9 protein-coding genes are annotated in these 11956 nt (G+C 49.9%); 4 read left to right on the forward strand and 5 right to left on the reverse strand.

Annotated elements, in window-relative coordinates; translation table 11 throughout:
• Positions 1 to 6: 6 nt before the first annotated feature.
• The 4 genes from MHH48_RS21380 to yqeK all read right to left on the reverse strand — a co-directional run bounded on the left by MHH48_RS21380 (position 7) and on the right by yqeK (position 5070).
• A complete protein-coding gene (locus tag MHH48_RS21380; RefSeq protein WP_076321918.1) occupies positions 7 to 1869 on the reverse strand; it encodes a HEAT repeat domain-containing protein in 1863 nt (620 codons plus the stop codon).
• A gap of 26 nt (positions 1870 to 1895) precedes the next feature.
• The gene (locus tag MHH48_RS21385; protein ID WP_076321919.1) at positions 1896 to 3326 is read right to left on the reverse strand and encodes an SWIM zinc finger family protein; all 1431 of its coding nucleotides are present in this window, start codon (positions 3324 to 3326) and stop codon (positions 1896 to 1898) included.
• A 354-nt stretch (positions 3327 to 3680) separates the two neighbouring features.
• Positions 3681 to 4412, reverse strand: a complete 732-nt coding sequence (locus MHH48_RS21390; protein WP_076321920.1) for a metallophosphoesterase family protein — start codon at positions 4410 to 4412, stop codon at positions 3681 to 3683.
• Positions 4413 to 4434: 22 nt separating this feature from the next.
• On the reverse strand, positions 4435 to 5070 hold the full coding sequence (gene yqeK / locus MHH48_RS21395) for a bis(5'-nucleosyl)-tetraphosphatase (symmetrical) YqeK (protein ID WP_179090617.1): 636 nt from the start codon (positions 5068 to 5070) through the stop codon (positions 4435 to 4437).
• Between the two features lie 438 nt (positions 5071 to 5508).
• Here yqeK and MHH48_RS21400 point away from each other — a divergent pair, with 438 nt between their 5' ends.
• From MHH48_RS21400 to MHH48_RS21410, 3 genes are all read left to right on the forward strand, one after another.
• Positions 5509 to 6765 (forward strand): extracellular solute-binding protein, encoded by a 1257-nt coding sequence (locus tag MHH48_RS21400; protein WP_076321921.1) that lies wholly within the window; start codon positions 5509 to 5511, stop codon positions 6763 to 6765.
• Positions 6766 to 6846: 81 nt separating this feature from the next.
• Positions 6847 to 7806, forward strand: coding sequence for a sugar ABC transporter permease (locus MHH48_RS21405; RefSeq protein ID WP_076321922.1), 960 nt, complete (start codon positions 6847 to 6849; stop codon positions 7804 to 7806).
• Between the two features lie 16 nt (positions 7807 to 7822).
• Positions 7823 to 8644, forward strand: a complete 822-nt coding sequence (locus MHH48_RS21410) for a carbohydrate ABC transporter permease (RefSeq protein ID WP_076321923.1) — start codon at positions 7823 to 7825, stop codon at positions 8642 to 8644.
• Positions 8645 to 8872: 228 nt separating this feature from the next.
• On the opposite strand, the gene MHH48_RS21415 is transcribed toward MHH48_RS21410, so the two are convergent.
• Positions 8873 to 10453, reverse strand: coding sequence for an MDR family MFS transporter (locus MHH48_RS21415; RefSeq protein WP_076321924.1), 1581 nt, complete (start codon positions 10451 to 10453; stop codon positions 8873 to 8875).
• 166 nt (positions 10454 to 10619) lie between these two features.
• On the opposite strand from MHH48_RS21415, the gene MHH48_RS21420 reads away from it, so the two are divergent.
• Positions 10620 to 11849: an aminopeptidase gene (locus tag MHH48_RS21420; RefSeq protein WP_076321925.1), complete on the forward strand. Its 1230-nt coding sequence runs from the start codon at positions 10620 to 10622 to the stop codon at positions 11847 to 11849.
• The last annotated feature ends 107 nt before the right edge of the window (positions 11850 to 11956 follow it).

Genomic DNA, 11956 nt, shown 5'->3' on the forward strand with positions numbered 1-11956 from the left:
ACTCCTTTAAATGTCTTGTTCCTTCATCACCCGAAGGATGTAACGAAGCTGATCCTCGGCGTTGTCACGATAGTTGCCCAGCGCCGCATGAACGTGGTCATAATACCCTGCAGGCAATCGGCAAAGCTGCTTGAAAATAAATGGTTCAATCATGTAACAGTCGTGATTGCGCTTATCTTCCAGTGCGGCCACGATAGCTTCAAATAACGCTTCATCCTTCATGCCGGAACGAACAAGCCCCATGATGATCAAATTGGCAAAACGGTTGCGGAATTCCGGAGAATTCTTCAGCTTCGCCTGTAAATAAGACTCGGCTTTGTGATGTCCCCGGCGGGCGAACGCACTTACCAGCGCAAGCTCATCCTGCTCGATAAACAACTCCAGCCATCTGTCATCCCAGCTTGCTTGCAGCTGCTCCTGCGGGAGCATTTCCACGTAATACGTGTAGCTCTCCTTCCCCGTAAACGGCATGACTTCCTCATATGGTTTATACTGCCGATGGATAACCATATCCGACAGGGTGTCCAAAAGCCTTTTTCGTTCTTTGGCCGCGTTGCCAAGCGACGAGGAGGCGAAGCCTTGCATCAGAACGTCCTTGTATTGTTCATATACGCGGTCCGGCGGCAGCACGCGCGCGGCTTTTTGGAATACCTCGCGGACATATGAGCTGCTATGTCTGTATTGCTCCAAATCGTTCTCCGCGTTTTGGCGAAGCAGTTCCCTGGCTTCCTCGGAATCCACGCGATTCATGTAAATGACCGCTTCATTTATAAGGTATGTCCAGCCCAAAGACTTGATATATAAGGAATATTGCTGAAGCACGTTCCGGTATAGCTCTTCGAGCGCCGGACTTTGTTTGTCGTGCAGTGCCCACAAGCAGCGCTTCACCTTGCTCCAGCTCTCCTCCAGCTTTTGCTTGTCATCCGGAAATTCGGAAACCGCTTGAAGCTCGGCGGACATATCTCGTACAAGCCAATCCGTCAACAAGACGGAACGGCATTTGCCCAGGGCAGGGTTAACCAGCTCTTTGTCTTTACCTTGAGCGGCTTCATACAATCGCTCCACAGCCTGATCCGAACCGTTCTCGGCCAGTGCGCCATAAGCCGCTTCTCGGATGACTTTCTTCTTGCTCTTGCTCCATTCCATCAGATCAGCTTCATACTCTTCGTAGCGGGCAAGCAGTTTGATCGCCATGCACCGCACCTCATCGCTACCGATCTCGGCCGCTTGTCGGATCAGCTCCGCCATTTCCTTGCCGTCGGTTTTAGCCATCACCTTCAGCTTCCGCGACTCCGACCTTCCGCCTGCGGGATCAAAGCTTTCCATCAGAAATGGAATGATTTCCGGGCCATACGACGGCAATATCTCATTGGCCGCAAGCTCTCCAATCTCCACATAAGGGTCATTCAAGGCTTCAATCGCAAGGTATACCAGCCGGAAATCCCGGAACAAGCCCTCCTTCCATGCTTCTTCTATGATCTCGTAACGACCGCCGCCCGTTGTGGTCAGCGCTGTCTGTACAGCGGAAAGCTTGCGGAAGGATAAATGGGATGACAGTGAAACCGGATGATGCTCTACCGGGTAGAGCTCTCCTTCAGGGGCTGTCGTTCCTTGCGTATGCAGCACGGAGCTCAACAGCTGGTTCAAATCCTGAAGCAGCTGTGCCGACGGAGTCTCCTTCCCGGATTCCGGTTCGATTAAAGCGCTGATTCCTTCACCCAATCTCTTGAACACGGTAGCGCGCTCTCCAAGCTGCTGAAACTGCGGCACCAGCCGCTTGAGGCGAAAGTCGCCGGCTGCGAGTTCGCTGCCGGCAATATATAAACGCCTAACCTCCTGGTTAAGCTCCTGCAATAATGCCGTACTCATGGTCGTTCCTCCTTCGTTAACCCTGCTCAGTACAACAGCCGGATGATTTCGTTATTCGTAATAATGGTCAGCGGCTGCGCCAAGAGACGGCCCGTCGTCAGGCTGTGCTCAAACATAACCAGCATGGAGATGCCGCTCAGCTTCTCCTCCGGCAGATACCGCAGCATTGGTACCGTCGATTGTAAGAATACGTCGCCAAGTGCAATCGATTGTCCGGCTTCATCCGTGATGGCATATTGGCCTTCGTCGTTCCGGCTGATCCGGGAAACATGAAGCAGTATCACGGGCTGACTGTCAGCGAGCGGATTTTTCAGCTGGTTCTTTACTCTTTTAACGGCTTCAGCATAAGAACACGCTGCATATTCGTGAATCCAAACCAAATCCTCCCGGGTCACCGGAGTTGAAGCCATCTCTTCAAAGCGGACCCGTCGGTTCATGTCCCCCGGATAACGGTAAAGCACTGGGATTCGGGCTTTTTCGAAAAAGCTGTCTTCCTCACGCATCAGCTTGGCGGCCTTATAGGGACGGTACTGAATCGTTCGGTGAATTTCGCCGCTGTCCTTTTGAATCCAGTACCCGATATCCACATGCTCCAGCCGTGCATCGTTGGCATAACTCAGAAAGGAAAGCTGTATCAACTCCGCCTGTTCGCTTACGAGTCCGAAACTTTGCAGCTCCGTCAGCTGCCAGGCATGCCCCAGCCATTCCTCAATCGTCGACTCATGGTCCAGCGTCATATCCGGATCCTCGAGCTTTGAAGCCAGGTATTGCCTGCCTTTTTTAATGATTGCATTCATAACGGCAAGCTGCTCAACCGCATATGTATAAGCTTTCTCCTGGTCTTTGTCCGACAACACCAGCGCCAGGCGGCGAAGTTCCGACTGAGCACCCGATAAATAATAGTTGCCCATCTGCTTTACATGTTCCTGGATCAGCTTTTGTTCCTTTTTATCCAATGTTCCTAATCCGTTCCGGATCAACGAGTGGATCAGCTTCTCCAATACGTCCAGACCTTCCAGCTGCGCATTGATTTTCTTTTTTAATGCCGATTTGTTGACCTTCTTCGGTTTGGGCGCTGCCCCTTCGGCAGATTCTTTGAGCTTGCGCTCTTCCCGCTTCTCCGCTTTCTCCCGCTTGGCGGCCAAATCCTCCGGTACCTCGGCGGATGAAAACGACGCTCCGCCCGCATACGCATAAAGCAGTCCAAGCACATGCTTGCACGGAAACTGCCGGCTCGGGCAAGTACACCGCATAACCGGCTTCTCCGGTACCGCAAAATCGGCAGACGGCTGGTAGTCGGAACTTCCGCTGCCTGCACACGTGCCAAAAAGTACGGCATGATCCTCCGAATGATGGAGCTGCAGAAACCGCCCTTTTTTGACAAGCCCCTGTCCATTCTTTATGGCTGCACTATTCGGTGCCTGCGAATCGATCCATGACTCTGTAATCTCAACCAAACTCATACCCTCCTAAATCAAGTCGCTGCTGGTCATGCACAGCAAAATTATCCATTACTCTTAATCATATCGAATCTGCGGCTGACTCCCTACCCTTCTTAAGACCTATTTAAGAACATTCATTCCTATTTAATCGATCATCTTCATCCTTTAATAGATAATAATGTAAAATGAATTTATGCGATGGGTGACATAAGAAAAACGTCTATCGACGTACTTTCTCAGTAGACACAGACCGCATTTAGTGGAAGTTTTTCTTGCGAGATAAGGATGCTAAGCCTTGGAAGTTTATACTTTCTTATCTCTAAAAAAAAGAGCCAGCATCACCGGCTCTTCAGAAATCGATATCATCCATTAGTCTTTACTTGCTTGATACCGCCCCGTTCTAACCTCGAGAATATAGTCCTCAGGTGAAGGCATGCCGGATTCCAAGGCATCCTGTACGGCTTGTTCAATAGCGTATGGCACGCGAATAAATTGAATGTTGAAAGAAGCCGGTTCTTCGCTGTCATAAATTCCGTCCAAAATGACATAGGAGGCTTCTGGCATTTCAAGGGGATTGCCGACGCTACCGGTATTAAACAGCGTTCTCCCGTCCAGATGCTGGTGATATGCGTTATGAATATCCGCGTAACCGGCGACGTCCGCGATTCTCGGGTCTCCGCACAGCGTGGAACTGTGAAACAAGGTTTCCAGCTTCTCCTGGTCATCCCATGGTTGTATTCGTTCGTAAACGCTGCGGGGCGATGCATGAAACAACCGGATCCATTTACCGCTCATCATGAACTCAAGGATATACGGAAGTTCGGCAAGATATTGAAGCCTCTCGCTTCCAAGTCGATGCTGATGCCATTGGAGGACCGGATCATCGGTTTCCTTACCTATAAAGTCGTCCCAATTCCCCTTGATGACTTGCTGGCAATGGGTTCTGACCAGATCAACCGCGATATCTCCGTGCGGGCCTTTCCCAATCAAATCACCCAGGCAATAGATGGTTTCGATTCCGCGTTGTTTGATATCCTTCAGAACGGCCTCCAAGGCAGGAATGTTTCCATGTATGTCGGAGATTAATGCAATTTGCGTCAATGAACCCGCCTCCAAACTTCGTTTATTTCGGATTGCCGAGGTTATGGTTTAGTGAATCCCGTAATTCATCATATGCGTCTCGAAGCCAAGGATGGACTACCTTCAGCAATTCACGCCGATTCCATAAGTAATGAATATATTCAAATGCGGCATGATCCAGCGAGATTTGCAGCTGCTCCGTTATCTCCTTTAAATACGGGGGAATTCCCGCTTGATCCCATTCCATCTTGTCAGCGACGAACAGTACCTTATCTAACAATGTAGCCTTGGATCTTAACGTCGTATGGCAACCAACAGCGTTCAAGATTTCAGGTTCTGTAATTTTGAACAAATCCTCGGCCATATATGCCGATATTTTCTGATGGATGATCATGGGAAATTGCTCTTCTTCAGGCAATACTTCCACCCCGATCTCGCGGGCTACTTGAATGCGGACATGATTCGGAAAAACGGCGCTAATATCATGCAGATACCCGGCATATTCAGCAGCGGTCGGATCGGCGCCATAGAGAACAGCAATTCTGCGGGCTTCCGCCCCCACTTTCAGAACATGCTCTGCTGTCTTTGGACATTGGTGTTTCTGTAGAAAGGAGGCCACGTCATTCCTAAGATTCCCGGTGAGCTCGTGTTCCCCAAGCTCACGGTAGGAGCTGATGATCAAGCGACGGTTATGCGGGTCATTCACTCTTTTCACCTCACCTAACTTCCTTGAATTTACCAATCTAGCACTTCATTTTCCATACAATATTAACTTATACTGAGAATAGTTTGAAGCTATTATACAAGAAAGTCACAGAAAGGAGGTCATCCGATTCTAAAACTCATCGACCGAACCCATTCGTGTAGGTGATGCGGGATATTAATGACGAGCATGACCTAACGAACCTACAGAAGGAGGAGGCAATGATATATTAGAAAGACTTGATCGATCCGTGATATCGCCCCCAGGTTGTCCATTTATTATTCCTTTTTATGGAATGTTTCGATTTTTAGTCTAATGTTTATAAACGTAATCATATATTTATACTCACGCAAGCTTGGTAACTGAATAAGATTTAAGCATCACCGACTTCACCACGTTAGGAGGCTGACGATAGTGAATACACGCAGGATGGTTAGCTTGGGGTTACTGATTCTTGTTATGATCATCAGCGGGTGCGCTGGAAATGTTTCCACCGAAAAAACGAAAACGCTTACACTCTGGTACTGGAACCGAAGCCTGAACGATGAGTTGATTAAGTCCGTTGAAAAGGAGTTTCCGGGGATCCGGATCGATGCGCAAAAAATCGGTGGCGACTTCAAATCGAAGCTAAAAACAACGCTGGCGGCTGGTTCCGGAGGACCGGACATCGTCGCTTTTAACGACTGGGTGGCAGAGCTGTTTACGAGTTCGGATCGTTTCTACGATCTGTATGAGCTGGGCGCCAAGGAGATTGAGCCGGAGTTCCTGGATTGGAAATGGAAGCTTGGCGTTACCCCGGAAGGCGCCATGATTGCCCTTCCGATCGATACGGGGCCAACCGCCCTATACTACAGGGCAGATTTGTTCGGGGAAGCCGGGCTACCGACCGAACCAGAAGATGTCCACGCGCAGCTCGGCACCTGGGATCAATATTTCGAAGCTGGGCAGAAGCTGCAGGAGCATTTTAATCAAAAAGTAAAAATGCTCGACAACATCACTAACATTTACACACAAATGAATGCTCAGTCTGAACGCATATATTTTGCCGAGGACAATACGTTTATCGGCGAAACACCTGAATCCTCCATGAAGACGGCCTGGGATACGGCGGTGAAGGCTTCACAGATGAAGCTAAGCGCCAACACTAATACTTCCTCCTCAGAATGGAATGCCGCCATGAACAATGGACGGGTCGCTTCCTTTGTCGGTGCGGTGTGGATGAAGGAAATATTGATGCAGGCGGCGCCGGATACCAGCGGTAAATGGAGAGTAGCACGCGCCCCTGGCGGGGACGGCAACAATGGCGGCTCCTTCCTCGCCATCATGAAGACGAGTAAATATCCGCAGGAAGCATTTGAAGTAATGAAATATATTCAGAATCCGGAAAATCAGGTTCAATCCTTCAAGAAGATCAACCTTTTCCCTTCCGCCAAAGACGCGCTGGATGCCCCCGTGATGAAGGAGCCCGAGGAATTTTTCGGGAATCAGGCAACTGGCGAGGTGTTCTCGGACTCTGCGCGTAACGTCAAACCTGCTTATTTCGGTGGTAAATTCGCTAATGTAAACGGCATTGTCAATAGAGAGCTGTCATCCGTTGCACTCCAAGGCAAAAATCCTGATAAAGCCTGGGAAGACGCGCTGGCCAGAGTCAAAAAAGAACTGCTGCGCTAAACCCGGATCCGGTTCTTACCTGTATGTTTCTCGATTGCTAAAAGTACTTAAATACCAACCGCTCGAGGAGGTTACAGTACGATGGATAATCCAATGCTGAATCATACGCCCGTGGAACAGAAGCCTGTTCCTAAGCATCTGAAATCACAAGACCGACTGTCAGCACAGATATGGAAACACCGCAAAGAATATTTGGCGATTTCCCCTTTTTACATTCTATTTGCCATATTCGGGCTCTTTCCGATTGCCTTCTCGATGTTCCTGTCCTTTCAGAAATGGGACGGCATCGGCGAGATGACCTACAACGGGCTGGGCAACTACCAATTCATGCTCACCGATCCGGAATTCTGGAGAGCCGTCGGCAACACGCTGCTCATCTGGATCTACTCCACGATACCGATGCTGTTCATCGCGCTGGTCGTTGCCTTCCTGCTTAATGCATCGTTTGTCCGGTTCCGCACCTTCTTCCGGATCGGTTATTTCCTGCCGAACGTTACCTCACTCGTGGCGGTTGCCATCGTATTCGGCACCGTATTCTCGAACAATTACGGCCTTCTCAACTATATTCTGTCCTTGCTCGGCCTGAACTCTATCGAGTGGTTGAATAAGACATGGGGCATACAGCTCGCCATTTCGGTCATGGTCATATGGAGATGGGCAGGGTATAACGCCATTATCTATCTTGCCGGGCTGCAGAGCATTCCGACCGTCCTGTACGAAGCAGCCAAGATCGACGGAGCCTCCGGCATTCAATCCTTTTTCAAAATCACCATTCCCAATCTAAGACCCATCATTCTCTTCACGGTCATCACCTCGACCATCGGCGGCATGCAGATCTTCACCGAACCGCAGGTGCTTGTCGGCAATGATGGCGGCGTCAGCGGCGGCGGTATGACCATCGTCCTCTACCTGTACCGTGAAGCCTTCGTGAATAACTATTTCGGATATGGCGCTGCCGTCGGCTGGGGAATGTTCCTGCTCATTGCACTCTTCTCCATCGTGAACTGGAAAATGGTGCAGGGCAGTCCGTCCAATGACTGAAATGGGGGTGAATCGTATGTTCAAATGGAAATCCTTATTCCTTCACATCGGGTTAATCGCCGGACTGCTGCTGTCGATTTTCCCCTTCTACTGGCTGCTTGTCATGGCAACGCGAACCACTTCGGACATTTACAGCTTCCCCCCGAAACTATGGTTCGGCCCTCACTTGCTTGATAACGTGTCAAGAGTGCTGAGCAGCATTGATTTCTTCGGCGCCTTCTGGAATACCCTGTTTGTTGCTTCCGCTTGTACGCTGTTAGTCTTATTCTTTGATTCCCTGGCCGGATTCACGTTCGCTAAATTCCAATTCCCAGGCAAAAAATGGCTGTTTGTGCTGCTGCTTGCCACCATGATGGCGCCTGCCCAGTTGTCCCTGGTACCTTCGTTTGTCATTATGGCAGAGTTCGGATGGGTAGGAACTTATAAAGCGTTGATCATTCCCGGAATGGTAAACGCCTTTGGGATCTTCTGGATCAGGCAATATGCACAGGAGTCGGTACCCTCAGAGCTGCTAGATGCAGGCAAAATCGACGGCTGCGGATTCTTCCGCCTCTACTGGAATATATCGCTGCCGATTCTGCGTCCCGCCTTATCATTCCTGGCCGCCTTCACGTTCATCGGCGTATGGAATGACTACCTGTGGCCGCTTATTATTCTAAATGATGAGAACAAATTCACTTTGCAGGTTGCGCTCTCCTCATTGAACGGAATATACACGACCGACTATTCGATGGTCATTGCCGGTACGCTGCTAGCCGTCATTCCGCTGATCGTTATGTTCCTGTTCATCAGCAAGCAATTCATTTCCGATATTGCAGCAGGTGCCATTAAGAGTTAACGGTAAGAGGGGTGTCCCAAAAGGTCTTGGATCTGGCGGGATGCCCTCTTATTCAGTTAAGAGCAACCGGCCGAAAAGCAAGAAATGGCGGTGCAAAGGATAACATCCTGAGCACCGCCATTATTTCATAGGACATGGTTTTCAACCTGACGAACCATCAGTCCAATGAGCAAATCCGTTTATGAGACAAATCATTTTGATCCGGGTCATACCGCCATACCGTAAACGCTACGGCACCATCACCAGCTTTTCATTATCCGGAGTTTCTCCCTCCTCTTCTGAACCAACCACCTCCTCTCTCTTTAACTCCGCTGTTTCATCCAACTTTTTGCGCCCCATTAACGTTGCTGCCGCAAGCGCTAATGCTGCAGGAACGATAGCCCAGGCAAATGTAATGGCAATGGAGGAAGCGAGGTTGTCGGAGATCGGTTTGAGCAGCTCTGACGGAATCAGCGACCTCGTCTCCGGCGCCAATAAGATGTGGGGATCCAACAGATCGAATCCTTCAGGAAGTCCGCCGTTGTTCACTCCTCCCGATGACAGGGATCCGGTGAAGGATCGGCTCTGTATCAACCCGAACACGGTTATTCCAATGGTCATTCCAAGCGATCGCGTGAAGTTAAAGGTCGAACTCGCCATCCCGCGCTGTTTATAGGATAAGCCATGCATGACGGCTGTACTCAGCACGGAGAACGATCCGCCGATGCCAAGCCCGATCAGTACCATGTATAGGGTTACGATGAACCTGCTGGATTCCGCAGTTAGCGTCGAAGCGAGCACCATCCCTCCCGTGAACAGGACAAGCGTCGGGATCATGATGTTGCGATACGATATTTTACTCATCAGAAAACCGCTGACTGTAGCCGTGATGACCGAACCCACCATCATTGGCAGCAGGACGAGCCCCGAGTTCGTTGCGCTTCCACCGAGTACCCCTTGAATGAAAATCGGAATATAAACGGAAGCCACGATGAACGATCCTCCGCTGAATAAACCGCACAGCACACTGGACGTATAGAGTTTATTCTTGAATAAACGAAAGGAAATAATCGGTTCCTGCGCCCTTCTCTCAGCAAGCACGAAGAGAACCAGCATGACAAACGCCATAGCAAACAACGCCAGGATAATCCAGGAGTTCCACGCCAACTGCTTGCCGCCAAGCTCTAAAGCAAACATGAAACAGATGACGCCCGTCAGGAGTGTAGCGGCTCCCATCCAATCAATCGGCTGCTTGGAACGTTCATGCGATTCCTTATAAAACAGCGTGACCATCATGAAAGCCACGATGCCGATTGGCAAATTAACATAGAATATCCACTGCCATGTAATATGATCCGTAATATACGCACCAGCAAGCGGTCCGAATATGCTGGATAATCCGAACACGGCTCCGAATAACCCGGTGAGCTTCCCCCGCTTTTCGAGGGGAACCGTATCGAACATAATAGCGAATGCAATCGGGATCAGCGCACCGCCGCCGATGCCTTGCACGGCACGATATAGCGCCAGTTCTGTAATGGAGTTCGCCGTACCGCACAGTACGGAACCTAGCATAAATACAATCATCCCGAATACAAAGAACTTTTTGCGACCGTACATGTCGGACAGCTTGCCAAAGATCGGCATTCCCGCAAGCTCAGCGACCATATAAGCGGAAGTCACCCATACGAAATGATCAAGTCCTCCGAGCTCCCCGACGATATTCCCCATTGCGGTCGCTACGATTGTATTGTCCATGGAGGCCATTAAGATGCCGAGCAGCAGGCCTGTGAGCACGATGGGCAATTTGTTGGTCGATTGTGTCTTCACGTTCTCATACACTCCTTCTAAGTAGGTTTCTTTCTTTACTGTCGTCATTGTAATTCAGAAAATATGACAGCTGACTGTCACACTTTTGTCCTGATTCCACTTTTTTTCGAACACAGAGGAAACATGTTAAAATAGAGTGTACATCTGAAATGGAGGAAATCTACATATGGACAATTTCGAGAAAAATCTGGAGAAATACGCGGAGCTGGTCGTTAAGGTAGGCGTAAACGTTCAACCGGGCCAAGTACTGATTGTCAATGCTCCAATCGAAACCGTAGAGTTGACACGCCACATCGTGGCCAAAGCATACGATGCAGGCGCCAAATATGTGCAAGTCGACTGGGATGATGAGAGAATCACCCGCATTCGCTACGAGAAAGCACCCGCTGACTCTTTCGGTTATTATCCGCAGTGGCAGGCCGACGCCATGCAGCAGCTTGCAGAAGGTGGAGGAGCCATTCTGCGCATTAAGGTTCCGGATCCGGAGCTGTTCCGAGGCATTGATTCAGCCAAAGTATCTACAGCCGTGAAAGCCGCTGCCGTAGCTAACGAAAAATACCAAGTTTATGTGCGCAACAATAAAATCAGCTGGTCGCTCATTAAGGCACCTACCCGTGCCTGGGCCGATAAGGTATTCGCGGATCTTCCCGAAGAGGATCGTATTCAAGCGATGTGGGATGCGGTATTCCAGATGAATCGAGTGGATAGCGAAGATCCGGTTGCCGCTTGGCGTGATCATATTGCTCAGCTGAAACTGCGCCAGAATCACATGAATGCCAAACGCTATAAGAGTTTCCACTATCGTGCGCCGGGAACGGATCTGCGCGTGGACATGCCGGAAGGGTATCTCTGGCTTGGCGGTGGCGACGAGAATGAAGCCGGCGTATATTTCGTGGCAAACATGCCGACCGAAGAAATCTACACAATGCCGCACCGTACAGGCGTAAACGGGACCGTAACCAGTACGCTTCCGCTTAATCTGAACGGCCGCTTGGTAGAAGGCATAAAGCTCACGTTCAAGGACGGCAAAGTTGTCGAATATGAAGCCGAATCCGGGCGGGAGCACCTCACAACACTGCTGGAAACGGACGAAGGCGCGTCCTATCTAGGAGAAATGGCACTCGTACCGCATGATTCGCCAATCTCCCAGCTGAACCGCGTCTTCTATAACACCGGTATCGATGAGAATGCATCGTGCCACTTTGCGCTGGGAAGCGCCTATCCTGTCAATATCGAGGGCGGTACCAAGATGAGCAAGGAAGAACTCATCGCTCGCGGAGTCAATGTTAGTCTGACGCATGTTGATTTCATGATCGGTTCGGCTGAACTGGACATTGACGGTGTGCTGGCTGACGGCACGATTGAACCTGTATTTCGCGGTGGACGGTGGGTTTAATTCATTGCTCCATACCCTTAACATGAATCTCCATTAGCCTTCAACCTAAAAAGAGGCTGACACTAAAGCTCCAGCTCTAGTGTCAGCCTCTTATTTGTTCTTATTTC

The organism is Paenibacillus sp. FSL F4-0100, assembly GCF_037993005.1.
GTDB lineage: Bacteria > Bacillota > Bacilli > Paenibacillales > Paenibacillaceae > Paenibacillus_AQ.